Genomic DNA, 23,890 nt, shown 5'->3' on the forward strand with positions numbered 1-23,890 from the left:
CCGCCGATGCGCTCGGCCGCGCCTGCTGCACCCGCCCCGCCTGCCGCACCGGCCTCGCCCACCCCGCCGATGCGCTCGGCCCCGCCCGCCGCACCGCCCCCGCTGGACCCGAAGGCCCCGCCGACCCGCTTCACCCTGGCGGCCCGGGCCGTCCCACCAGTCCGTCCGGCCCCGTCGGCAGCACCCGCTCCGGCCCCTTCCGCCCGGGTGATCCCTCAGGCCGCACCGGACCCGCAGTCCCGACCTGGGACTCCGGCCGCCTCGCCGGCAGCCCCCGCCTCGCAGACCCGACCGGCCCCTCAGGCCGCACCGGACCCGCAGTCCCGACCTGGGACTCCGGCCGCCTCGCCGGCAGCCCCCGCCTCGCAGACCCGACCGGCCCGGCAGGCCCCACCGGCAGCTGGCATCCCGCAGGCCGCACAGGCCCCTTCCGCCTCACCGGCCCAGCGGCCCACGTCCCCTAAGCCCACGTCCCCCACGGCGTCCGCGCCCGCGCCGCCCTCCACGAGCCCCGCCCCCCTGCACCCGGCCCCGCCCCCCGCGGGTTTCGCGAGCCCGACGCCTCCCGGCCCGCCCGTCGGCCCGCAGCCCGTCCCTCGGCGCAGGCCCGTCGGCGCCGTCGATCTGACGCCCGCGCCGGGAGCCGTTCCGCCGCCCCCCGGCGGCTACCGGACGCCGGTCCGCTACGGCTACCCGGAGACACCCGCGGAGACCACCACCCGGCTGCGGCCGGTCCGCCCCCGGCAGCGATGGCGTACCGCGGCGGCCGCCGCCTGCGTCGTGCTCGGCCTCGGGCTGATCGGCGGGGCGGTCACCGGGGCCTGGCTGACCGGCGACTCCTCGGCCGAGACCACCGGGAGCCCGTACACCACCGCACGCGGCGCCTGGCACAGCGTCCCCGTCGACACGCTGTTCCCGCGCTCCCTCCAGGGCAAGGGCGCGGGCCCCGGCGGCACCCACCGCACCTGGACCCGGGTCGCCGTCGCCGCCGACAGCACCTGCGAGAGCGGGCTCGACCCGCTGCTCCTGACCACGCTCCGCTCCGTCGGGTGCGAACGGCTGGTGCGCGCCACCTACACCGACGCCACCCGCTCCGCCGTCACCACCGTCGGCCTGGTCTTCACCGAGGCCGACGCCCCGGGCATGCGGGCCCTGCACACCCGGTTCACCGAGCAGAAGCTCGGCGCGCGCAAGGACCTCATGCCCCGTACGTACGCTCCCGAGGGCACGCCGGCGGCCTCCTTCGGCGACGGGCAGCGCGCCAGCTGGACGGTCAACCCGCTCACCGAGATCCCGGTCGTCGTCCTCGCCGTCTCCGGGTTCGCGGACGGCCGCACCGTCGCCGACCCGCAGCCCGCGCCCGCCGCCATGGCCCCGGGTGCCACGACGGACATCGCCCAGGCCGGGCTCGGCCACGAGGCGAAGGGCCTCGCGGACCGGGTGGAGCGCGGGCTGCGCACGCACGTCGCCGAACTCACGGAGCAGCCCGGATGACCCGACGACCCCACCGCGCCCTCGCCGCGGTCTGCGCCGCCGCCGTCCTCGCGCTCACCCCCGCCGCGCCCGCCCACGCGGACGCCATCCGGGACCAGCAGTGGGCCCTGGAGGCCCTGCACACCGACCGGGCCTGGGAGACCACCCGGGGCCAGGGCGTCACCGTCGCCGTCCTGGACACCGGGGTCGACGACGCCCACCCCGACCTGACGGGCCAGGTGCTCCCCGGCAAGGACCTCGTCGGCTTCGGCGCCGCCCGCGGCGACTCGTCCTGGGCCCTGCACGGCACCGCGATGGCCGGCATCATCGCCGGACGCGGCAACGGCCCCGGGCGCTCCGACGGCATCCTCGGCATAGCCCCCGAGGCCCGGATCCTGCCGGTCCGGGTCATTCTGGAGTCCAAGGACCCCGCCCGGGCCAAGGCCCGCAAGTCCCGCGGCACCGCCCTCGCCGACGGCATCCGCTGGGCCGCGGACAACGGCGCCGACGTCATCAACCTCTCCCTGGGCGACGACAGCAAGTCCGCCCACCCCGACCCCGGAGAGGACGCGGCCATCCAGTACGCCCTGTCCAAGGGCGTCCCCGTCGTCGCGTCAGCGGGCAACGGCGGCGAGAAGGGGGACCGGATCTCCTACCCCGCCGCCTACCCCGGGGTGATCGCGGTCGCCGCGGTCGACGAGTACGGCACACACGCCTCGTTCTCCACCCGCCGCTGGTACGCCACCGTCAGCGCCCCCGGCGTCGACATCGTGGTGGCCAACCCGGACGGGCACTACTACATCGAGTGGGGCACATCGGCCGCCGCCGCGTTCGTCTCCGGCGCGGTCGCCCTGGTCCGGGCCGCCCACCCCGGCCTGGACCCGGCCCAGATCAAGAAGCTCCTGGCCGACACCGCCCGCGACGCCCCCGCCGAGGGCCGTGACGACGCCCGGGGCTACGGCATCGTCGACCCGGCGGAGGCCATCGAGGCGGGCTCCCGGCTGCGTCCGGCCGACCTGGACGCCAAGGCCGCCCCGGCGGGACACCGGGGGCGGTACTTCGGCGATGGCCCGGCCCCGGCCCGTACCGCCGACGCGATGGCCAACTGGGCCGCCCCGCTCGCCGGCGGCCTCGGCGCGGCGCTGCTGGCCGCGGCCGTCGTCCTGTGGCGCGGCCGGAACGCCCCCGGCCGCCGCTGAGCGCACCGCGCCCGGACCGGCCCGCGTCGATTCACCGGCTCGCCCCGGACACCGCGTCCGACCGGTCGCGCGCGGCCGGATCCCGAGCCTGATCAGCGGTGTGCCCGTCGCCGCGCGGGGCGGCCCCGCGGTGCACCACGACCACCGCCACCAGCCCCAGCGCCAGACCGAGCACGGTCCGGGGGCCGAACGGCTCCCCGAACATCAGGGCTCCCCACACCGCCGTGACCGGGGCCATCAGGAACATGAGCGTGTTGACCGCCGTGACGCCCGAGCGCCTCAGGATCAGCCAGTACAGCCCGTACCCGCCGAAGGTGGACAGCACCACCAGCCAGCCGACCGCGCCCCAGAACGCGGGCTCGGCGGGCGGCAGCGCGGTCCCCGTGCCGACGGCGAGCGCGGTGAAGACCACGGTGCTGGCGGCACAGTGGACGGTCAGTGACACCGACGGGGCCACCCGGGTGGCGGAACGGCTCTCCAGGAAGGTGGCCGCCACCAGCGACAGCATGCCGGCGAACGGCAGGGCGTAGGCCCACCCGGCCACCCCGGCGGCGGCCGAGGCGTCGGCCGTCGTCACCACGACGACCCCGGCCACCCCCAGGCACAGGCCGAGCCACTGCCGGGCGGTCACGTAACTCCGCAGCAGCGGTCCGGCCAGCGCCCCCGCCACCAGGGGCTGGACGCCGTCGATCAGGGCCGTGGTGCCCGTGGAGACCCCGAGCTGGATCGCGTAATAGACGGTCAGCAGATAGCCGCTCTGCGACAACGCGCCGATCACCGCCTGCCGGGCCATGTCCCGGGCGCCGAGGCCCCGCCAGGAGGCGCGCGCGACGGTCACCGCGACCAGGGCCAGCACGACCGTCAGCGGCAGGAACCGCCACATCAGGATCGTGAGGGCGGAGGCGCTGCCGGCGCCGAGCTTGGCCCCGATGAACCCGGAGCTCCAGCACAGCACGAAGGCGACCGGGAGCAGGACGTTCATGACGCACCTCGCTATACAGATCGGTATACCTACGCTCTCGACTATACAGATCGGTATACTCGTTGCCATGGGTACTTCCGAGGAACTGCGCCGCATCACCATGACGCCCGCCGCGCGACGGGCCCTCGTGGCCGCCGAGCGGCTCTTCTACGACCGGGGCATCCATGCCGTCGGAGTGGACCTGATCGCCGCCGAGGCCGGGGTGACCAAGAAGACCCTCTACGACCGCTTCGGCTCCAAGGAGCAGATCGTCGTGGAGTACCTCGCCGACCGCGACGAACGCTGGCGCGCCTTCCTCGCCGAGCGCCTCGACGCCGCGCCCCCCGTGCCGCGCGCCCGGATCCTGGCCGTCTTCGACGCCTCGCGCGCCTGGATGGCGGAGAACGGCTCCAAGGGGTGCAGCATGGTCAACGCCCATGCGGAGATCAGCGACCCGTCCCACCCGGCGCACGCGGTCATCACCGGCCAGAAGCAGTGGATGCTGGACCTGTTCACCCGGCTCGCCCGGGACGTCGAGGGCCTCGGCCCCGAGGCCGCCGACCGGCTGGGCCGGACGCTCATGCTGCTGCACGAAGGGGCCCTGGTCGCCCACGGACTGCAGGTCTTCCCGGACCCCGTCGCCCACGCCCGCGAGGAGGCGGCCGCCCTGCTGGCCGGGGCGACGGACCGCTGAGCCCTGCGCCCGCCCCACCTGCGGGCAGGCGGCCGGACGCCAGGCACTACCCTCGTCCCGTGGAGCTCAAGAACATCCCGGACCCCGGTTTCTCCGACGACGACGGCTCGGCGTCCCCCGCCCTGACCAGGGCTCTGGACGCCTGGTCCCGCGACCGGAGCGCCGTCGGCCCGGTCCTCACCGCGCTGCGTGACGCCCGGCTCCTGGTCCCCGTCGTCGCCGTGCTCGGTGAGGTCGAGGAGGACGGGAAGGGGCTCCGGCGCGAGAAGACCAGCGACATGGCCGTGCCCACCCTCCGGGCCGGCGACCGGCGCGCGCTCCCCGCCTTCACCTCGACCGCGTCACTGGCGCTCTGGGACCCGGAGGCGCGCCCCGTGGCCGTACCGCTGCACCAGGCGCTCCAGGCCGCCGCCCACGAGCAGGCCGACACCGTCGTGCTGGACCTTGCCGGGCCCGTCGCCTTCGAGCTGAGCGGGCAGGCGCTCCTGGCCCTCGCCGAGAACCGCACCAGCACCGACCCGCTCCAGGACCCCGCCGTCATCGCGGCCGTACGGGAGACCGTGGCCGCCGACCCCGCCGTGGTCCGCGCCCACCTCGGCCCCGGCAGCGCGGACGGCACCCTCGCCCTCGTCCTCGCCCCCGACGCCGTGCCCGCCGAGGCGGCCCGCCGCATCGCGCAGGCGCTGGCGGCCAGCGAGGCGCTGCGGGCCCGGCTGGTGAGCGGCCTGGATCTGGCCGTTCTCCCCGCCGGCACGCCCACACCGGGGGAGCCCCTCTTCGCCCGCTGACGTGCCGGGCCGAACCGGGACGACCCGTTCGACGCGCGCCACGTGCCCGCCGCCGTGAGAATTGTCGGGAATGCGGAGAAATCCGACCGGCCGATCAAGCTCGCGAGGTGGTTCCATGCAGAAGCGGATCGTGGCGTCAGAGTTCCTCGGCACCGTGCTGCTGGTGTTCTTCGCCGTGGGGTCCGCGGTGGTCGCCGTCGAGTACCTCGGCACGGTGGGCATCGCCCTCACCTTCGGCTTCACCCTCCTCGCGCTGGCCTACGCGCTCGGCCCGATCTCCGGCTGCCATGTCAATCCCGCGGTGACGCTGGGCATGTATATGGCGGGCCGGATCGGCATCCGTACGGCCGTCGAGCGCTGGGCGGCCCAGTTCCTCGGCGCGGTCGTCGGCGCGGCCCTGCTGTTCCTGCTGGCGAAGCAGATCCCGGGCCTGGAGACCAGCGGCGAGTTCGGCACCAACGGCTACGACGACCGGTCGGCCGTCGGCATCAGCATCGGCGGCGCGTTCCTCGCCGAGGTGGTCCTGACGTTCCTGCTCGTCTACGTGGTCCTCGCGGTGACCCACAAGGTGGCGGTCACCGGCTTCGACGGGCTGCCCATCGGCCTGGCGCTCGCCGCGGTCCACCTCGTGGGCATCCCGCTGACCGGCACGTCGGTCAACCCGGCGCGCAGCTTCGGCCCGGCGCTCTTCGCGGGCGGCGCGGCCCTCTCCCAGCTCTGGCTGTTCATCCTCGCGCCCCTGGTCGGCGGCGCGATCGCCGCCTACGCCCACCGGCTCACCCACCCCTGCCCCAACGTCCTGCCCACGGAGACCGAGGACGCCATCTGAGGAACGATCCCGGCCGGCCGCACGTACGCGGAAGCCCGCCGCCCCACGGGGGGACGGCGGGCTTTCCGGCGTAAGGGGAAGGGAGGCTAGCCGTAGACGGGACCGGTGTACTTCTCGCCCGGGCCGTGGCCGGGCTCGTCCGGCACCAGCGAGGCCTCGCGGAAGGCGAGCTGGAGGGACTTCAGGCCGTCGCGCAGCGGGGAGGCGTGGAAGGTGCTGATCTCCGTGGCGCTCGCGTCCAGCAGTCCGGCCAGCGCCTGGACCAGCTTGCGGGCCTCGTCGAGGTCCTTGTGCTCCTCGCCCTCCTCGGTGAGGCCGAGCTTCACGGCGGCTGCGCTCATCAGGTTGACGGCGACCGTCACGATCACCTCGACCGCGGGGACCTCCGCGATGTCGCGGGCCATGTCGTCGAAGCCGGGGTTCTCACTGCTGGGGGTCGCGTCACTCATGCCCACACGATAAGGCCAGGCCACCGCCCTCCCGCGCGCGGGAGCCGCTTCGGGACCGCCGGGGCGGACATGGGGGCGACGGCGGGGGGACACAGGATTAGCGCCCCCGGAGCCGGGCTGCTAACCTTGTGTAACGACCGGCCGGACACCTATGTGCCCGGCCCACAAGTGGAGGCTCCGATCTCCCACCTGACCGTCCTCACCGGACGGCGGGTCACCGGTCAAGCGGTCCCCATCGTTCCGTACGGACGATGGAGCCGCTCGATGCGCCCCGTGGTTGACCACGGCGGTGCTCCGGTATTTCCAGGAGCCCCGCCTGTGTCCCGTCCGGGGCGTTTTTGTTGTTCCGGAGCGGTTGGTCTTGACGTTATAAGACGTTACGCGGCTGTCCGCCAGGCGGTCGCGTGGTGCTACCGAGGAGGATCCATCAGCGCCGAGCCCCGCATCAACGACCGGATTCGCGTTCCCGAGGTCCGACTTGTCGGCCCCAGTGGCGAGCAGGTCGGGATTGTTCCGCTTGCCAAGGCCCTGGAGCTCGCACAGGAGTACGACCTCGACCTGGTCGAGGTGGCGGCGACAGCCCGTCCGCCCGTGTGCAAGCTCATGGACTACGGGAAGTTCAAGTACGAGTCGGCCATGAAGGCCCGTGAGGCGCGCAAGAACCAGGCGCACACGGTCATCAAGGAGATGAAGCTCCGGCCGAAGATCGACCCGCACGACTATGACACCAAGAAGGGTCACGTCGTCCGGTTCCTCAAGCAGGGCGACAAGGTCAAGATCACGATCATGTTCCGTGGTCGTGAGCAGTCCCGCCCCGAGCTGGGTTTCCGACTGCTCCAGCGTCTCGCTTCGGACGTGGAGGACCTGGGCTTCATCGAGTCCAACCCGAAGCAGGACGGCCGGAACATGATCATGGTTCTGGGCCCGCACAAGAAGAAGACCGAAGCCATGGCCGAGGCCCGTGAGGCCCAGGCCGCCCGCAAGGCGGAGCGTCAGGGCACGACCGATGCACCGTCCGAGGGCGACACCGCCGAGGCTCCGGCCGAAGCGGCCGAGGCTCCGGCCGAGACACCTTCCGAGGCGTGACCTCCGGGGGCTGCCATCCAGGCGCCCCCGGGTCCCCCGGAATCCCATAGAGATCTGACGCCCCTGCAGTCCGGTGCCCCGCACCGTGAGGGGCGCCACTGACGAGGAGAGAACGGCGCGATGCCGAAGAACAAGACGCACAGCGGTGCCAGCAAGCGCTTCAAGATCACCGGCTCCGGCAAGGTGCTCCGCGAGAGGGCCGGCAAGCGCCACCTTCTCGAGCACAAGTCGTCCAAGAAGACCCGCTCGCTGACCGGCACGGTCGTCGTGGCTCCGGCCGACGCCAAGAAGATCAAGAAGCTTCTCGGCAAGTGAGGCTCGGCCTCCGGCTCGCCCCGGAGGCACGACCTCGATCACACCGGGACCAATTCGTTTCCGGGCCGTGTGAGGACACCCACGGCCCCGCTACAAGGAGTTAACAAGTGGCACGCGTCAAGCGGGCAGTCAACGCCCACAAGAAGCGCCGGGCAATCCTCGAGGCGGCCAAGGGCTACCGCGGGCAGCGCTCGCGCCTGTACCGCAAGGCCAAGGAGCAGGTCACCCACTCCCTGGTCTACAACTACAACGACCGCAAGAAGCGCAAGGGCGACTTCCGTCAGCTGTGGATCCAGCGCATCAACGCCGCTGCCCGCCAGAACGGTATGACGTACAACCGCCTCATCCAGGGTCTGAAGGCCGCCAACATCGAGGTGGACCGCAAGATCCTGGCCGAGCTCGCGGTCAACGACGCCAACGCGTTCGCCGCCCTTGTCGAGGTCGCTCAGAAGGCCCTCCCGAGCGACGTCAACGCCCCGAAGGCCGCCTGATCCAGGCACCCCCTTCCAGGTAGCGAACCGGACCCGCAGGCGCACGCCGCCTGCGGGTCCGGTGCGTTGACCCGCCGACCCACCCCGCCCGACACCCCACACCGCCACAGCCGTACGCAGAGAGGCTCGCCGCCGATCATGGGCACCCCCGAATTGATCTCCCCGCGTTCCCCCCGTGTCGCCGCCGCCCGCCGGCTGGCCCGCCGCACCTTCCGCGGCAAGGAGCGCAGGTTCATCGCCGAGGGGCCCCAGGCCGTACGCGAGGCCGCCGCCCACCGGGGCGGCGACGGCGAGCCGACGCTCATCGAGCTGTTCGCCACGCCCGAGGCCGCCGACCGGTACGCCGACATCGTCGAGGCCGCCCACACCGCGGGCGCCCGGGTTCACCTGGCCGACGACGACGTCCTCGCCGACGTCTCGCAGACCGTGACCCCGCAGGGCCTCATCGGCGTCTGCCGCTTCCTGGACACCCCGTTTCAGGAGATCCTCGCCGCGAAGCCCACCCTGGTGGCCGTTCTGGCCAACGTACGGGACCCCGGGAACGCCGGGACGGTACTGCGCTGCGCCGACGCGGCCGGCGCGGACGCGGTGATCCTGACCGACGCCTCGGTCGACCTCTACAACCCCAAGTCCGTACGGGCCTCGGCCGGTTCGCTCTACCACCTGCCCGTCGCCGTCGGCGTCCCCGTCGAACGGGCCGTGCAGGGCCTCAGGGACGCCGGGGTGCGCATCCTCGCCGCCGACGGGGCCGGGGCCGACGACCTGGACGACGAGCTGGACGCGGGCACCATGGGCACCCCCACCGCCTGGGTCTTCGGCAACGAGGCCTGGGGGCTCCCCGAGGAGACCCGCGCGCTCGCCGACGCCGTCGTCCGCGTCCCCATCCACGGCAAGGCGGAGAGCCTCAACCTCGCCACCGCCGCCGCCGTCTGCCTGTACGCCTCCGCCCGCGCGCAGCGTCCCCGGCGCACCCCCGACGCGTAACGCAGCGCAGCGCCGACGGCCCGTCAGCACACGATCCCAGCCATTCCCGCGCCCCTCCCACCGGCGCACTCCTCTCCGCGCCCCCACAGGGTGTCGCCGGTTCACCACCGCCTAGTAGGGTGACGAACTCGGGGGCCCACTGCACCGGTTCGAGAGGTGGGGATACGGGAAGATGGCTGTCGGCATGAGCTCGCCACGACCGGCGCACACCACCGCGGCACGCGCTGCGGAAGAGGAGCCGGACGGGTCGGCGGCCGGTCCGGACGGCCTCGGCGCCGGCCTCGGCCAGGACGCTCCCGGCATCGACCCGGACGACCTTCCCGACGGTCTCGTCGTCGCCGACGCCAGCGGGCGCGTCGTCTGCTTCAACGCCGCCGCCGCCCGCATCACCGCCACCCCCCGCGCCGACGCCATCGGACGCCCCCTGGACGTCGCCCTCCCGCTGGAGGACCTCAAGGGGAAGCGCTGGTGGGAGCTGACCGACCCGTACGGCGGTCTCACCACCCGCAGGGCCCAGCCCGAGCGCAACCTGCTGCTGCCCGGCGGCCGTGAGGTGCTGGTCTCCGCCCGTTACGTACGCGAGCGCCCGCTCGGCCCGGTGCGACGGGTCGTGGTCTCGCTGCGCGGCACCGAGGCCCGCCGGCGTACCGAACGCAGCCACGCCGAGCTGATCGCCACCGTCGCCCACGAACTGCGCTCCCCGCTGACCTCCGTCAAGGGTTTCACCGCCACGCTGCTCGCCAAGTGGGAACGTTTCACCGACGACCAGAAGCGGCTGATGCTGGAGACCGTCGACGCGGACGCCGGCCGGGTCACCCGGCTCATCGCCGAGTTGCTCGACATCTCCCGCATCGACTCCGGCCGGCTGGAGCTGCGCCGCCAGCCCGTCGACGTCTCCGCCGCCGTGGCCCGGCACATCCAGGCGCTCATCACGGGCGGCCAGGCACCCGACCGCTTCCGGGTCCGGGCCCGGGGGCCCCTGCCCGCCCTGTGGGCCGATCCCGACAAGGTCGACCAGGTCCTCGGCAACCTCCTGGAAAACGCGGTGCGCCACGGCGAGGGAACCGTCACCATTGAGATCGCCCCGGCACCCGCGCCGGGGGCGGACGACGAGACGGGAACGGCTGTCACCGTGAGCGACGAAGGCCCCGGCATCCCCGAGGAGTCGATGGGCCGTGTCTTCACCCGCTTCTGGCGGGGGAGCAAGCGCGGCGGCACGGGCCTGGGCCTCTACATCGTCAAGGGCATCGTCGAGGCCCACGGCGGCACCATCACCGTCGACCGGGGACCCGGCGGCGGAGCCGAGTTCCGATTTATTCTGCCCGTGAGCATGCCCGCCTATCTGAAGTAGAGGGGTTTGCGTAGCAATCAGGCAGGGTGGTGGTGGGCGACGGGAGGGCTGAGCAGCCCGCGGGCTCCCCGACCGTCCTGCGGCCTTTAGACTCGACCTTTGGCACCTTTGTGTCCAGCGGTCTCCAGCCGGGTCGCGCCACCAGCCAATCGGAAGCACGGGAAGAGATGTCGGCACCGAACAAGTCGTACGACCCAGTCGAGGTCGAGGCACTGAAACCGGAAGAGATCGAGCGCCTGCGGGACGAGGCGTTCGCCGCCTTCGCCGCCGCCGGCGACCTCGACGCGCTCGCCCAGGCGAAGACCGCGCACACCGGAGGTACCTCGCCGCTGTCCCTCGCCAACCGCGAGATCGGCGCCCTGCCCCCGCAGGCCAAGGCCGAGGCGGGCAAGCGCGTGGGCCAGGCCCGCGGCGCCGTCTCCAAGGCGCTCGCCGCCCGCCAGGCGGAGCTGGAGGCCGAGCGGGACGCCCGGGTGCTCGTCGAGGAGGCCGTGGACGTCACGCTGCCCTACGACCGCACACCGGCCGGCGCCCGCCACCCCCTGACGACCATCATGGAGCGCGTCGCGGACGTCTTCGTGGCCATGGGCTACGAGATCGCCGAGGGCCCCGAGGTCGAGGCGGAGTGGTTCAACTTCGACGCCCTGAACTTCGTGCCCGACCACCCGGCCCGCCAGATGCAGGACACCTTCTTCGTCCAGGGCACCACGCCCGACGGGAAGGCGACCGAGGGCGACGAGTCCGGGGTCGTACTGCGTACGCACACCTCCCCGGTCCAGGCCCGCTCGCTCCTGGAGCGCAAGCCCCCCGTCTACGTCGTCTGCCCCGGCCGGGTCTACCGCACCGACGAGCTCGACGCCACGCACACCCCGGTCTTCCACCAGATCGAGCTGCTCGCCGTCGACGAGGGCCTCACCATGGCCGACCTCAAGGGCACCCTCGACCACATGGTCCAGGCGCTCTTCGGACCGGACATGAAGACCCGGCTGCGGCCGAACTTCTTCCCGTTCACCGAGCCGTCCGCCGAGATGGACATGGTCTGCTACGTCTGCCGCGGCGAATCCGTCGGCAACCCGGACCGCCCCTGCCGCACCTGCGGCAGCGAGGGCTGGATCGAGCTCGGCGGCTGCGGCATGGTCAACCCCAAGGTGCTCACCGCCTGCGGCGTCGACCCCCGGAAGTACAGCGGATTCGCCTTCGGGTTCGGCATCGAACGGATGCTGATGTTCCGCCACAACGTCGAAGACATGCGAGACATGGTCGAGGGTGACGTCCGGTTCACCCGGCCGTTCGGGATGGAGATCTGATGCGCGTCCCGCTTTCCTGGCTGCGGGAGTACGTCGACCTGCCGGCGACGGAGACCGGCCGTGACGTACAGGCCAAGCTCGTCTCCGTCGGGCTCGAGGTCGAGACCGTCGAGCAGATCGGCGCGGGCCTCAAGGGCCCCCTGGTCGTCGGCAAGGTCCTGACCATCGAGGAGCTGGAGGGCTTCAAGAAGCCCATCCGCTTCTGCACGGTCGACGTCGGCACCGCCAACGGCACCGGCGAACCGCAGGAGATCGTCTGCGGCGCCCGTAACTTCTCGGTCGGCGACAAGGTCGTCGTGGTCCTCCCGGGCGCGGTCCTGCCCGGCGACTTCGCGATCGCCGCCCGCAAGACGTACGGCAAGACCTCGCACGGCATGATCTGCTCCACCGACGAGCTCGGCATGGGCGACGACGGAACGCACGGCATCATCGTGCTGCCGCCGGAGCACGAGGTCGGCACCGACGCGATCGAGCTGCTCCAGCTCGTCGACGAGGTCCTCGACATCGCCGTCACCCCGGACCGCGGCTACTGCCTCTCGATGCGCGGTGTCGCCCGGGAGACGGCCATCGCGTACGGGCTGCCGCTGCGCGACCCGGCGCTGCTGGACGTGCCCGCGCCGAACGCGTACGGCTACCCGGTCAAGATCAGTGACCCGATCGGCTGCGACCGCTTCACCGCGCGCACCGTCACCGGTCTCCAGCCCGAGGCCCGCTCCCCGATCTGGATGCGGCGCCGCCTCCAGAAGGCCGGGATGCGGCCCATCTCGCTGGCCGTCGACATCACCAACTACGTGATGCTGGAGCTCGGCCAGCCGCTGCACGCCTACGACCGCACCCGGGTCGAGGGGCCGATCGGTGTGCGCCGCGCCGCGCAGGGCGAGAAGCTCACCACACTGGACGGCACCGTGCGCGTACTGGACGCCGAGGACCTCGTCATCACCGACGACCGCGGGCCGATCGGCCTCGCGGGCGTCATGGGCGGGGCCAACACCGAGATCGCCGACGCGGACGGCGAACACGCCCTCACCACCGAGGTCGTCATCGAGGCCGCGCACTTCGACGCGATCTCGATCGCCCGCACCGCGCGCCGCCACAAGCTGTCCTCCGAGGCGTCCAAGCGCTTCGAGCGCGGCGTCGACCCGCAGGCCGCCGCCGCTGCCGCGCAGCGAACGGTCGACCTGCTGGTCCTGCTGGCGGGCGGCACCGCCGAGGCCGGGGTCACCGAGATCACCGCCCCGTCCGCGCCGCGCTCCATCGCGATGCCCGCCGACCACCCGGACCGGGTCGCCGGTGTGGGCTACGGCCGCGAGACCGTCGTCCGCCGCCTCCAGGAGGTCGGCTGCGACGTCTACGGGCAGGACGAGCTGATCGTCACGGTCCCGTCCTGGCGGCCCGACCTGAACGAGCCGAACGACCTGGCCGAAGAGGTCATCCGTCTTGAGGGTTACGAGAACCTGCCCTCCACCCTGCCGACGCCCCCCTCCGGGCGTGGTCTCACCGACCGCCAGCGGCTGCACCGCCGCATCGGCCGGGTGCTGGCCGGAGCCGGTTACGTCGAGGCGCTGAGCTACCCGTTCATCGGCGACGCGGTCCTGGACCAGCTCGGCCTGGAGGCGGACGACGCCCGTCGCCGCACGGTCAAGCTCGTCAACCCGATCTCCGACGAGGAGCCGGCGCTGCGCACCACGCTGCTGCCCGGTCTCCTCGGCGCCCTGCGGCGCAACGACGGTCGCGGCAGCCACGACCTGGCGCTCTTCGAGACCGGCCTGGTCTTCAGGCCGACGGGCCAGGAGACGCAGGCGGTCCGGCTGCCCGTCGACCGCCGGCCCACCGACGAGGAGATCGCCTCTCTGGACGCGGCCCTGCCGCGTCAGCCGCGCCGCGCCGCCGTCGTCCTCGCGGGCGCCCGCGAGCAGTCCGGCTGGTGGGGCAAGGGCACCCCGGCGACCTGGGCGGACGCGGTCGAGGCCGCCCGGTCCATCGCCGCGGAGGCCGGGGTGGAGGTCATCGTCCGCGCCGACCAGCACGCCCCGTGGCACCCGGGCCGCTGCGCCGCGCTGTACGTCACCGTGAACGGCGAGGAGACCCTCTTCGGACACGCGGGCGAACTGCACCCGCGCGTCATCAAGGCGCTCCACCTGCCCGAGCGGACCTGCGCCGCCGAGGTCGAGCTGGACGTCCTGGAGCAGGCCGTCGACGGAGCGCTCCAGGCGCCCCGGATCTCCACCTTCCCGGTGGCGACCCAGGACGTCGCGCTCGTCGTCGCCGGGGACGTACCGGCCGCCGACGTGGAGCGGGCCCTGCGCGAGGGCGCGGGTGAACTCCTCGAGTCGCTGCGGCTGTTCGACGTCTTCACCGGTGAACAGATCGGCGGGGGCAACAAGTCCCTGGCGTACGCGCTGCGCTTCCGCGCCGCCGACCGCACCCTGACCGTCGAGGAGGCGTCGGCCGCCCGCGACAGCGCGGTGGCCCTGGCCGCCGAGCGCACGGGCGCGGTGCTGCGCGGCGCGTAGCCCGTGCAGCGGCGTTGAGAAGGGGCGTATCCGGCCACCGGATACGCCCCTTCTCCATCCCGCCGAGCGACGGAGGGACCACACGCCGGAGCCGGAGCCGGAACCGGGAGGAACGCGGTTCCGACGTCCGTTCCGCAGCCACCCTCCTTCGTCGTCGGTCAGTGGGCCGTGCGGTCCGGGCGCCGTCCGCGCTGCCTCGGAGTGTCGGGCAGGTCAGCAGCGCGGACGGCGCGGGTGCGGGTCGTAGGCCGTTACGAGGGGGAGCCGACGACCCGGCCGCCTCTTGCGAGGGAGCTCATTCAACCGAGCCCGGGACCCGCGCGGCAGAGCGCACAGCGGGAGGGTTCGGGCATTCCTTTCACACCCCGTGTGAATCGTGCTCCACTAGGCTCATTGCGACACGCACCTGGGGGGACGATGGAGCCCAATGTCCTGCTCGAAGCCCTGATCGAGGAGGCCGGTGTGTCCCGGGCGGGCCTCGCCGGTCACGTCAACCGGGCGGGCCTGAGCCGTGGGCTGAGCCTGCGGTACGAACACACGGCGGTCTCCCGCTGGCTCAAGGGCCAGCGCCCGCGGGGGCAGGTGCCCGACCTGATCTGCGAGGTGCTGGCCGGCCGGCTGGGGCGGCCCGTCGGGCTCGACGACGTCGGGATGGGCGCCTCGGCCGCTTCCGCCGGGATCGACGCCGGCGACGGGAGCGGCTCCCTCTGCGGGTTCGTCGAACGGGCCACCGCCCTGTGGCGCTCCGACGAACAGCGGCGCCCGCACCTGGCCACCGTGCCCGCCGTCACCGGCACGCCGGCGGTGATGCCGGTCTGGGAGTGGGAGAACCCCCCGGAGGACACCGACGTCTCGCGGCCGGGACCGGGCCGGGTCAGCGCGGCCGACATAGCGATGCTCAAGTCGGCCCGTGACCACTACGAGCAGATGTACCGCAAGACGGGCGGCCTCGCGACCAGGTCCCGGATCGTCCGCTTCCTCAACGCGGAGGCCGCGCCGCTGCTGCGCGGCGGCTACAGCGACGCCCTGGGCCGGCGCCTGCACCGGGCGACGGCGGGACTCGTGGCGGTGGCGGGCATCTGCGCCTACGACTCCGACGCCCACGGACTCGCCCAGCGCTACTTCCACCAGGCGCTGCGGCTCGCCAAGTCCAGCGGGGACCGGGGGCTGGGCGGCTATGTGATCGCGCTGCTGGTCACCCAGTCGCTGTTCCTCGGTGACTACCGCCGCTCCATCGCCTTCGCCGAGGCCGCGCTGCGGGCCGCCGGCGGTCATATCACCCCCGCCCTCGCCGCCGATCTGCACGCCATGCAGGCCAAGGCGTACGCCCGGCTGGGCGACGCGGCGAACGCCCGGGCCTGCATCGGGCGGGCCGAGGCGCAGGCGGGCCGGATCCACACCGGCCGGGAGCCGGACGAGACCGGGTACGTCCAGCCGGGCCTGGTCGACGTCCAGGTGGCGGAGGCGCTGCTCGGTCTCGGGGACCTGCCCGCCGCCCGGGAGCACGCGGCCTCCGCCGTGCGCGCCCCGGCGCACGACCGGGGGCGCGTGCACCGTCTCGCGATGCTGAGTCATATCGAGCTGCTTCAGGGCGAGGCCGACCGCGCGGCCGGTACAGCTGCCGAAATGGCGATGAGGGCCCGGGGGATGGAGTCCCAGCGGCTGCGCGACCGGCTGCGGCAGGTCCGGAGCGAACTGGCCGCGAGCGGCTGCTCCGAGGCGGCGGGGACCACCGACCTCATCGACGAGGCGCTCCGCGTGCCTCTGTGAGCTCTGCCGACGCCCCGTCGTTCGCTCCCCCTGACAGCCGAGCCTGCTGACATGTTGACCCCAACATGTCGAAAGGCGGCAGAACCGTGCAGTGGACGAATTTAAGCGAACAGAATGTGTATCAGAACCCGTGGTTCCGGGTGAATCTGGCGGACGTCCAGCTCCCCGACGGCAGCCACCTCGACCACTTCGTCATCCGGCTGCGACCCGTCGCGGCCGCCACCGTCGTCAACGAGGCGAACGAGGTGCTGCTCCTCTGGCGGCACCGGTTCATCACCGACAGCTGGGGGTGGGAACTGGCCGCGGGCGTCGTAGAGGACGGCGAGGACATCGCGCTGGCGGCGGCCCGTGAGATGGAGGAGGAGACCGGCTGGCGCCCCGGCGAGCTGCGCCCGCTGCTCACCGTGGAACCGTCGAACGGCCTCACCGACGCCCGACACCACCTCTTCTGGTCCGACGAGGCCCACTGGACCGGGCCCCCGCAGGACGCCTTCGAGTCCTCGCGCCGCGAGTGGATACCGCTCAAGGTGGTCCCGGACATGATCGCCCGGGGCGAGGTGCCCGCCGCGAACATGGCGGCCGCCCTGCTGATGCTGCACCACCTGAGACTGGGCTGACCCGGCCGCGTACGAGCGCCCCGCACACGTGAGGAGCCGGCCCCGGGTGACCGGGACCGGCTCCCTGACACATACAGCGGCTCCGCGGCCCCATGGAAGCCCCGGGCGGGGGCGACAGCTGCCCTTGCCGGTGCGGCGGAGCTGCCGAGTAGCCAGTCAATGCAGGAACTGCTGGACTATGGGTCCGACGAGTTCACGAGGTCAGGTACGGGTCCTGACGGGGAACCGAATCGACGCGGTCACCTTGTGGAGGACTTGATCGATGTCTTCAACGACCTGCTGCCTGAAGAGTAGGGGCCAGGAGCCCGGCCATGGAGATGGTCGGGCGCATCGAGACCGGTCAGCGTTCTGCCCCGGTGACGGAATGTCGACCTGGCTGAGGCGCAACGTATGACCGACGGCAGTTCCTACGCGAGTAACCCGGAGTATCTTCCGAGCTTCATGAACGACCCCCACGACGATGACGGTAGCCAGGTCGTGAAGTTGAATCTCGCTGAGAACGACGAACTGACCGCAGCAGGCCTGAGCAGGTTCCCGGCCGGCACCGGCGACGTGATCGACTTCACCACCATTCGGTACGAAGAGCGCCTCTGGTGGGACGACGAGGAGCATGGGGTGAGGATGGCGGTGGAGCTGCTTTCCTCGTACGTGCAGAGAGACGAGCGGGTCGCCATCATCTGGGGAAACTACGCGATGCCGACCGTGGTCATGCCTGCGGAGGTCGCAGTCCGGCATGCGCGGGACATCCTGGACGCCGGTCCGCACTTCTGGATCCATCCGCTCGGGGGTCCGGCGCTCATCGAATGCCTGATGGATGGCCAGGTGACGATCGTGACGATCCCGTCGGGCTGAGCACGTGAACGTGAGAAAGCCCCGCTCGAAAAAGGTGCAGAGGACGGCGTGGTGAGCCGGCTGCCGCGCAGCGCCGGAGAGGCACATCGACCGCTTGTGCCGGCGGTCTCCGACCCTGGCCCGCGTGTGGTCGAAGTGCTGTCCAAGGCCTTCCCCGAGGCCTACGTCAGCGGGCAGCTGAAGGCGTATCACGTGCCCGGCAACGGCATGAGTGGAATGAGTTCATGGCTGAAGTGATCGCAATGCTGGAAGCGCTCAGGGACATCACCCCGCTGACCGCCGAGGCTGCGGCGGCGCGGTTCTTGGGTCAGGAGTGGACGCCCGCGGGCAAGGTCCGTGACGGTGTGGAGACGTCGTGGGACAAGGGCGGCGTCGGGGGCTGGATCCAGACGTTCGGCGGTGGGGCGGTCAGCGTCTCGTTCTTCGTCTGGATCCGCGACGTCGACGAGTCGGGCTACTTCGACGACCTGGATGCCGTCTACGAGCAGGGGGAGCAGGTGCTGGCCGACTTCCTCCCCGAGATCGAGGCTTCCCCGCTTGTCGGCCACCTCATCGAGGCCGAGGCGACGGAGGCGGACAGGGACGAGTTCGTCAAGCTGAAGAAGTGGACCCTCGACAGCCGGATTCTGACCGCCGGTGTGATCCAGCATGACACCGACCTTCCGGTGATGGTCGTGGTGGTGCTGGAGGAGCCCTGCGCTGCCTGACTGAGCCCGTATGCGCAATGCGGAGGTCCTGGGTCGGAGTCGCCAGGGACTCGGGTCCGTGCATCCGCGCCGTCGCTCCGCAGCGCTCCGGCGCGGCGTGGGGTCGGCCGTGGGGTACGAGGCTCTGCGGGCCGCACACGGTCCTGACCATGGGAAACGTGCCCCGGCGGGCCCGGCCGCATGAGCGCCGACCCCGCCGGTAGCCGGTCAGTACGGGTAGAAGCCCGACCCCGTCTTGCGGCCGAGCCGGCCCGCGTCGACCATCCGCTGGAGCAGCGGGGGAGCGGCGTACAGCGGCTCCTTGTACTCGGCGTACATCGAGTCCGCGACCGAGGCCACGGTGTCCAGGCCGATCAGATCGGCCAGCTTGAGCGGACCCATCGGGTGGGCGCAGCCCATCTCCATGCCGTTGTCGATGTCCTCGCGGCTGGCGATGCCCGACTCGAACATCCGGATCGCGGAGAGGAGGTACGGGATCAGCAGGGCGTTCACGACGAAGCCGGACCGGTCCTGGGCGCGGATCGGATGCTTGCCGAGCACGTCCTGCACGACGGCCTCGGCGCGGGCGATCGTCTCGTCCGAGGTGGTCAGCGCCGGGATCAGCTCGACGAGCTTCTGCACTGGGGCCGGGTTGAAGAAGTGGATGCCGATGACCCGGTCCGGGCGCGAGGTGGCGACGGCCAGCTTCACCAGCGGGATCGAGGAGGTGTTGGAGGCCAGAATCGCGTCCTGCCGGGTCACCACCTGGTCGAGCACCTGGAAGATCTCGGTCTTGACCTGCTCGTTCTCCACGACGGCCTCGATGACGAGATCGCGGTCGGCGAACTCCCCGAGGTCGGTCGTGAAGCTCAGTCGGCCGAGGGTCTCGTCCCGCTCCTCCGCGCTGATCTTGCCGCGCTCGGCGGCCTTCGCGAGGGAGTTGTGCAGACGGGTGCGGCCGATCTCCAGCGCTTCGCCGGTGGTCTCGGCGACCTTTACTTCGAGGCCGCTGCGCGCGCACACCTCCGCGATACCCGCGCCCATCTGGCCACAGCCCACCACTCCGACGCGTGCAATGTCGGCCATAGAGTCCGTCACCTCGTGCCTTTCGCTGTTCTCCGTATCGCAGGGTCCCGTGTGATTCCGGTGCCCGCCCCGACCCCACGACGTTACTCCGCATGCTGACGCGGACGTCCCGCGGGTCATGACGGCCACGGATGGGAAACATGCGGTTACGTAGAGCTATCGGAGTCGGAGTGGGACGTGACAAAGAGAGGTGGGCCAGGATGCGGGGAACGGGAGTGGCGAGAAGGGCGTTCGTGCTGGGTGCGGCCGGACTGCTGGCGGCGATGACGTCGGCCGGTGACGCGGTCGCCTTTCCGGCGGGGAGGAGCAGGGGCGGCGGGCGGTTCGCGGAGCCGGGTCAGGTGCGCGGCATGTGGATCGCCACGGTCGCCAACATCGACTGGCCGTCCAAGCCGGGGCTCACGGCGGCGCGGCAGGAGGCCGAGCTGCTCGCGTATCTGGACCGGGCGGTCGAGCTGCGGCTCAACACGGTGGTGTTCCAGGTCCGGCCGACCGCCGACGCCCTGTGGCCCTCGCCGCACGAGCCGTGGGCCGCCTGCCTCACCGGGACCCAGGGGAAGGACCCGGGCTGGGACCCGCTCGGCACGGCGGTGCGCGCGGCGCACGACCGGAGCCTGGAACTGCACGCCTGGTTCAACCCCTACCGGGTGGCGAACCACACCGACCCCACCCGCCTCATCGCCTCCCACCCGGCCCGGCGGAACCCGAGCTGGGTCGTGCCGTACGGCGGGAAGCTCTACTACAACCCCGGGCTGCCGGAGGTCCGCCGCTTCGTCCAGGACGCGATGCTGCACGCCGTGCGGCGCTACGACATCGACGCGGTGCACTGGGACGACTACTTCTACCCGTACCCGGTGGCCGGTCAGGCCTTCGACGACGACGCGGAGTTCGAGCGGTACGGTGGCGGCTTCGCCGGCCGGGCGGCCTGGCGGCGCGACAACATCGACCGGCTCGTGCGCGAGACGGGGGAGCGGATCCGGCAGATCAAACCCCACGTCCGCTTCGGCGTCAGCCCCTTCGCGGTCTGGCGCAACGCTGCGACCGACCCGCTGGGTTCGGACACCCGGGCGGGCGTGCAGACCTACGACGATCTGTACGCCGACACCCGCAAGTGGGTCAAGGAGGGATGGATCGACTACATCTGCCCGCAGATCTACTGGCACATCGGCCAGGCCGCCGCCGACTACGCGAAGGTCCTCGCCTGGTGGAGCCGGACCGTCCGGGGCACGGGCGTCGATCTGTACGTGGGTGAGGCGCTGTACAAGGCGGGTGACCCCGCCCAGGCGGAGGCCTGGCAGGACCCTGCGGAGCTCTCCCGGCACCTCACCCTCGCCCGGGACCACGCGGAGGTGGGCGGCCATGTCTTCTTCTCGGGGAAGAGCGTGATGGCGGACCGGATCGGCGCGATGCGACGCGTGGTGGCCGACCACTACACGGACCGGGCCCGGCTCTATCCGGACCGGGGCCGCACGTATCCGCACCGCGGTCGCCCTTCGGCGAGGTGATCAGCGTTACGGGTCCCGGGTCCCGGGACCGGTCTCCGGCGGGGCGCGCGGTAGTCGGGTCGGCCCGCGGGCCGGGGCACGGCTGAAGAGCGCGCAGTAGCCGGGCTTCGGTGTGCGAGCCCCGGCCGCGCGCGCCTCCTGCCGCTACCGCTCGTCCGTCGGCGCCTCCCTGTGCTGGACGACGCTGTCGGGGCCCGGTGACATCAGGTGTTCACGGCCGTCCTCGAAGCGGAGCCGGTACGGGGGAGCGCCCCCGTCGCCGAGCACCTCGATGATCTCGGCGACCCGGTCGTGCTGTCCCACGGTCCTGCCGTGCATCAGCAGCCGGTCGCCCGTGTGTGCCTCCATCGGGAGCGACCTCCTCACAGGGGGAGATGGTGTCTGTGTCGACAAGTCTATGACCGTACGCGCCGGGATTCCCCCGCTGCGCCGCGGCCGGCCCGCTGGGTGGCGGCGATGCAGACGAGCACGGCCACCGCCGCGACCGGAGCCGCGGCGGACATCTCCTCGCCGAGCAGGAGGAAGGACCACACGAGCGTCAGCAGCGGCTGGGCGAGCTGGAGCTGACTGGCCCGGGCGACACCGATCGCCGCCATGCCCCGGTACCAGACGTACAGTCCGAGGAAGGTCGACCCGGCGGCGACCCACACCAGGCCGAGGACGCCGTGGGCGTTCAGGTGCACGGGTTCGAGGGGCAGGGCCACCAGGGTGCCCGCCACCGCGAGCGGCAGGCACAGGACCAGGGCCCAGCCGATCACGTGCCATCCCGGCATCAGCCGGGCCAGCCGGCCGCCCTCGGTGTACCCGGCCGCACACACGAGCAGCGCGCCGAACAGGTACAGGTCGCCGGGGGCGAGAGCCCCGCCGCTCTGCTGCACGGTGAAGGCGATCACCACGGCGGCCCCGGCGAGAGCCGCGGTCCAGAACGTGCGCGAGGGGCGTTCCCCGGTGCGCAGGGACCCCAGCACCGCCGTGGTCAGCGGCAGCAGGCCCACGACCACGGCCGCGTGCGAGGTGGTGGAGGTCTGCAGCGCCAGCGTCGTCAGCAGCGGGAAGCCCACCACCACCCCGCCCCCGACGACCGCGAGCCCGGCCCAGTGCCGGCGTTCGGGCAGCGGGACGCGCGCGGCCAGCAGCACACTGCCCGCGATCAGGGCGGCGAGCACGCTGCGCAGAGCGACCAGGGACCAGGGGCCGAAACTCTCCAGACCCCAGGCCGTGGCCGGGAAGGTGAGCGAGAACGCCACCACGCCGAGCCCGGCGAGCACGGTGCCGCTCCGGCCGGCCGAGGGCCCCGGCGCGGGACTGCTTCCCGACCCGTCCGCAGCCGAGGCAACGGCCGCTTCCGACGGGATCGCCGTAGCGGTCCGAGGGGTGCCGGCCGGCTCGGTAACCGCTATCGATGAAGGCGGGGTAGCGCTATTATCTGCTCTCATGAAAGAGCGTAGCAGCGTCGCCGAGCTGGTTACTTCCCTGAGAGTCGACCTCAACCGCTACTCTCCCGGTGGAAAGCTGCCGTCCAGTCGTGCACTCGTCGAGCGGTTCCGGGTCAGCCCCGTCACCGTCTCCCGCGCCATCGCCCAGCTCGCCGCCGAGGGGCTCGTCGTCACCCGCCCCGGCTCCGGCGCCTTCCGAGCGCATCCCCGCGTCGCCCTCCCCGCGCCGGGCGACACGTCCTGGCAGGAGGTGTCGCTGAGCGGCGACGGTGGACCCGAGGTGGTGCCGCGCACCGTGGACGCCTCCGGCGTGCTGGTCACCCTCGCCGCACCGCCGCCCGGCGTCATCGAGTTCAACGGCGGCTACCTCCACGCCTCCCTCCAGCCCGAGCGTGCGCTCTCCGCGGCCCTGGCCCGCGCGGGCCGCAGACCCGGCGCCTGGGGCCGCCCCCCGACGGACGGACTGCCCGAACTGCGTTCCTGGTTCGCCCGCGAGATCGGCCCCGCCGTCTCCGGCACCGACGTCCTGATCACCGCGGGTGGCCAGAGCGCCCTGGCCACCGCGCTGCGCGCGCTCGCCCCGCCCGGCGCCCCGGTCCTCGTGGAGTCGCCCACCTACCCCGGGATGCTCGCCGCCGCCCGCGCCACCGGGCTGCGCCCCGTCCCCGTGCCGATGGACGCCGACGGGGTACGCCCCGAACTGCTCGCCGACGCCTTCCGGGCCACCGGCGCCCGGGTCTTCGTCAGCCAGCCGCTCTTCCACAACCCCACCGGGGCCACCCTCGCACCCGCCCGCCGCCCCGAGATCCTGGCCATCGCCCGCGCGGCCGGGGCGTTCGTGGTCGAGGACGATTTCGCCCGCCGGCTCGTCCACGACGACGCCGGACCGCTTCCGGCGCCGCTGGCCGCCGACGATCCCGACGGCGTCGTCGTCCACGTCTGCTCGCTCACCAAGGTCACCTCGCCCAGCCTGCGGGTCGGGGCCCTGGCCGCCCGCGGGCCGGTGCTGGAGCGCCTGCGGGCCATCCAGGTCGTCGACAGCTTCTTCGTACCCCGGCCGCTCCAGGAAGCCGCGCTGGAACTCGTCGGCTCCCCGTCCTGGGGCCGCCACCTCGCCGCCGTCGCCACCGAGCTGAGGCACCGCCGTACGGTCATGGCGGCGGCTCTCGGCGGCGAGCTGCCGGAACTCGCGCTGCCGCATCTCCCGGCGGGCGGCGGCAGCCTCTGGCTCCGGCTCCCGGGTGGCGGCGCGGGAACGGCCACCGACGAGCCGGCCGTCGTCTCGGCCGCCCTGCGCGCCTCCGTCGCCATCGCCCCCGGGCGGCCCTATTTCTGCGCCGAACCCCCGGCCGGCCACGTCCGTCTGAGCTTCGCCGCGGTCTCCGGGGCGGCCGAGATCGCGGAGGGCGTCCGCCGCCTCCGTACCGCCTTCGACGGGCTCCTGGGCGGCTGACGCGGCGCGCCCCGACGTGCGCGCCCTCTTGACCAAACAGGCGTT

At 72.6% G+C, this 23,890-nt stretch carries 24 protein-coding genes; 19 read left to right on the top strand and 5 right to left on the bottom strand.

What is annotated here, in order from left to right:
- Positions 1 to 624 precede the first annotated feature (624 nt).
- Together N7925_RS30220 and mycP are read left to right on the top strand one after the other, a co-directional pair.
- Positions 625 to 1,494 (top strand): hypothetical protein, encoded by an 870-nt coding sequence (locus tag N7925_RS30220; RefSeq protein WP_274346575.1) that lies wholly within the window; start codon positions 625 to 627, stop codon positions 1,492 to 1,494.
- A complete protein-coding gene (gene mycP / locus N7925_RS30225) occupies positions 1,491 to 2,672 on the top strand; it encodes a type VII secretion-associated serine protease mycosin (protein ID WP_274345743.1) in 1,182 nt (393 codons plus the stop codon). The genes N7925_RS30220 and mycP overlap by 4 nt, the downstream gene beginning before the upstream one ends.
- A 31-nt stretch (positions 2,673 to 2,703) precedes the next feature.
- Here mycP and N7925_RS30230 read toward each other — a convergent pair whose 3' ends face one another.
- A complete protein-coding gene (locus N7925_RS30230) occupies positions 2,704 to 3,654 on the bottom strand; it encodes a DMT family transporter (protein WP_274345744.1) in 951 nt (316 codons plus the stop codon).
- Positions 3,655 to 3,721: 67 nt separating this feature from the next.
- Here N7925_RS30230 and N7925_RS30235 point away from each other — a divergent pair, with 67 nt between their 5' ends.
- The 3 genes from N7925_RS30235 (at position 3,722) to N7925_RS30245 (ending at position 5,944) form a co-directional block, all read left to right on the top strand.
- The gene (locus tag N7925_RS30235; RefSeq protein ID WP_274345745.1) at positions 3,722 to 4,327 is read left to right on the top strand and encodes a TetR/AcrR family transcriptional regulator; all 606 of its coding nucleotides are present in this window, start codon (positions 3,722 to 3,724) and stop codon (positions 4,325 to 4,327) included.
- Positions 4,328 to 4,386: 59 nt separating this feature from the next.
- Complete coding sequence (locus tag N7925_RS30240; protein ID WP_274345746.1) at positions 4,387 to 5,115, top strand: SseB family protein; 729 nt, start codon at positions 4,387 to 4,389, stop codon at positions 5,113 to 5,115.
- 115 nt (positions 5,116 to 5,230) lie between these two features.
- Positions 5,231 to 5,944 (top strand): aquaporin, encoded by a 714-nt coding sequence (locus N7925_RS30245; protein ID WP_265602553.1) that lies wholly within the window; start codon positions 5,231 to 5,233, stop codon positions 5,942 to 5,944.
- A gap of 86 nt (positions 5,945 to 6,030) precedes the next feature.
- Here N7925_RS30245 and N7925_RS30250 read toward each other — a convergent pair whose 3' ends face one another.
- Positions 6,031 to 6,393, bottom strand: a complete 363-nt coding sequence (locus N7925_RS30250; RefSeq protein WP_018959482.1) for a DUF1844 domain-containing protein — start codon at positions 6,391 to 6,393, stop codon at positions 6,031 to 6,033.
- A gap of 369 nt (positions 6,394 to 6,762) precedes the next feature.
- Here N7925_RS30250 and infC point away from each other — a divergent pair, with 369 nt between their 5' ends.
- From infC to N7925_RS30310, 12 genes are all read left to right on the top strand, one after another.
- Positions 6,763 to 7,479 (top strand): translation initiation factor IF-3, encoded by a 717-nt coding sequence (gene infC, locus N7925_RS30255; RefSeq protein ID WP_078585328.1) that lies wholly within the window; start codon positions 6,763 to 6,765, stop codon positions 7,477 to 7,479.
- A gap of 120 nt (positions 7,480 to 7,599) precedes the next feature.
- Positions 7,600 to 7,794 carry a 50S ribosomal protein L35 gene (gene rpmI, locus N7925_RS30260; RefSeq protein ID WP_003970213.1) on the top strand — a complete coding sequence of 65 codons (195 nt, stop codon included), beginning with the start codon at positions 7,600 to 7,602 and terminating at the stop codon, positions 7,792 to 7,794.
- Between the two features lie 107 nt (positions 7,795 to 7,901).
- On the top strand, positions 7,902 to 8,285 hold the full coding sequence (rplT, locus tag N7925_RS30265) for a 50S ribosomal protein L20 (RefSeq protein ID WP_007457565.1): 384 nt from the start codon (positions 7,902 to 7,904) through the stop codon (positions 8,283 to 8,285).
- A 138-nt stretch (positions 8,286 to 8,423) separates the two neighbouring features.
- The gene (locus tag N7925_RS30270) at positions 8,424 to 9,269 is read left to right on the top strand and encodes a TrmH family RNA methyltransferase (RefSeq protein ID WP_265602554.1); all 846 of its coding nucleotides are present in this window, start codon (positions 8,424 to 8,426) and stop codon (positions 9,267 to 9,269) included.
- Between the two features lie 172 nt (positions 9,270 to 9,441).
- A complete protein-coding gene (locus tag N7925_RS30275) occupies positions 9,442 to 10,620 on the top strand; it encodes a sensor histidine kinase (protein WP_265602555.1) in 1,179 nt (392 codons plus the stop codon).
- Between the two features lie 167 nt (positions 10,621 to 10,787).
- Complete coding sequence (gene pheS, locus N7925_RS30280) at positions 10,788 to 11,927, top strand: phenylalanine--tRNA ligase subunit alpha (protein WP_030088343.1); 1,140 nt, start codon at positions 10,788 to 10,790, stop codon at positions 11,925 to 11,927.
- Positions 11,927 to 14,440: a phenylalanine--tRNA ligase subunit beta gene (gene pheT / locus N7925_RS30285; protein ID WP_274345749.1), complete on the top strand. Its 2,514-nt coding sequence runs from the start codon at positions 11,927 to 11,929 to the stop codon at positions 14,438 to 14,440. Before pheS ends, pheT begins: the two co-directional genes overlap by 1 nt.
- Positions 14,441 to 14,857: 417 nt before the next feature.
- Complete coding sequence (locus N7925_RS30290; protein WP_274345750.1) at positions 14,858 to 16,210, top strand: transcriptional regulator; 1,353 nt, start codon at positions 14,858 to 14,860, stop codon at positions 16,208 to 16,210.
- An 86-nt stretch (positions 16,211 to 16,296) separates the two neighbouring features.
- Positions 16,297 to 16,827: an NUDIX hydrolase gene (locus tag N7925_RS30295; RefSeq protein WP_265602558.1), complete on the top strand. Its 531-nt coding sequence runs from the start codon at positions 16,297 to 16,299 to the stop codon at positions 16,825 to 16,827.
- 390 nt (positions 16,828 to 17,217) lie between these two features.
- Complete coding sequence (locus N7925_RS30300) at positions 17,218 to 17,679, top strand: hypothetical protein (protein ID WP_274345751.1); 462 nt, start codon at positions 17,218 to 17,220, stop codon at positions 17,677 to 17,679.
- 48 nt (positions 17,680 to 17,727) lie between these two features.
- Positions 17,728 to 17,916 (top strand): hypothetical protein, encoded by a 189-nt coding sequence (locus tag N7925_RS30305; RefSeq protein ID WP_274345752.1) that lies wholly within the window; start codon positions 17,728 to 17,730, stop codon positions 17,914 to 17,916.
- Positions 17,904 to 18,386, top strand: coding sequence for a hypothetical protein (locus N7925_RS30310; protein ID WP_274345753.1), 483 nt, complete (start codon positions 17,904 to 17,906; stop codon positions 18,384 to 18,386). Before N7925_RS30305 ends, N7925_RS30310 begins: the two co-directional genes overlap by 13 nt.
- 207 nt (positions 18,387 to 18,593) lie before the next feature.
- On the opposite strand, the gene N7925_RS30315 is transcribed toward N7925_RS30310, so the two are convergent.
- Complete coding sequence (locus N7925_RS30315) at positions 18,594 to 19,451, bottom strand: 3-hydroxybutyryl-CoA dehydrogenase (RefSeq protein ID WP_274345754.1); 858 nt, start codon at positions 19,449 to 19,451, stop codon at positions 18,594 to 18,596.
- A 200-nt stretch (positions 19,452 to 19,651) separates the two neighbouring features.
- Between N7925_RS30315 and N7925_RS30320 the strand changes: the two genes are divergently transcribed.
- Positions 19,652 to 20,956 carry a glycoside hydrolase family 10 protein gene (locus N7925_RS30320; protein ID WP_443032276.1) on the top strand — a complete coding sequence of 435 codons (1,305 nt, stop codon included), beginning with the start codon at positions 19,652 to 19,654 and terminating at the stop codon, positions 20,954 to 20,956.
- A gap of 144 nt (positions 20,957 to 21,100) precedes the next feature.
- Here N7925_RS30320 and N7925_RS30325 read toward each other — a convergent pair whose 3' ends face one another.
- Together N7925_RS30325 and N7925_RS30330 are read right to left on the bottom strand one after the other, a co-directional pair.
- Positions 21,101 to 21,304, bottom strand: a complete 204-nt coding sequence (locus tag N7925_RS30325) for a DUF1918 domain-containing protein (protein ID WP_274345755.1) — start codon at positions 21,302 to 21,304, stop codon at positions 21,101 to 21,103.
- A gap of 47 nt (positions 21,305 to 21,351) precedes the next feature.
- Positions 21,352 to 22,392 (bottom strand): DMT family transporter, encoded by a 1,041-nt coding sequence (locus N7925_RS30330; protein WP_274345756.1) that lies wholly within the window; start codon positions 22,390 to 22,392, stop codon positions 21,352 to 21,354.
- On the opposite strand from N7925_RS30330, the gene N7925_RS30335 reads away from it, so the two are divergent.
- On the top strand, positions 22,391 to 23,845 hold the full coding sequence (locus N7925_RS30335) for an aminotransferase-like domain-containing protein (RefSeq protein ID WP_274345757.1): 1,455 nt from the start codon (positions 22,391 to 22,393) through the stop codon (positions 23,843 to 23,845). The genes N7925_RS30330 and N7925_RS30335 overlap by 2 nt on opposite strands.
- The last annotated feature ends 45 nt before the right edge of the window (positions 23,846 to 23,890 follow it).

It is taken from the genome of Streptomyces sp. CA-278952, from assembly GCF_028747205.1.
Classification (GTDB): Bacteria; Actinomycetota; Actinomycetes; order Streptomycetales; family Streptomycetaceae; genus Streptomyces.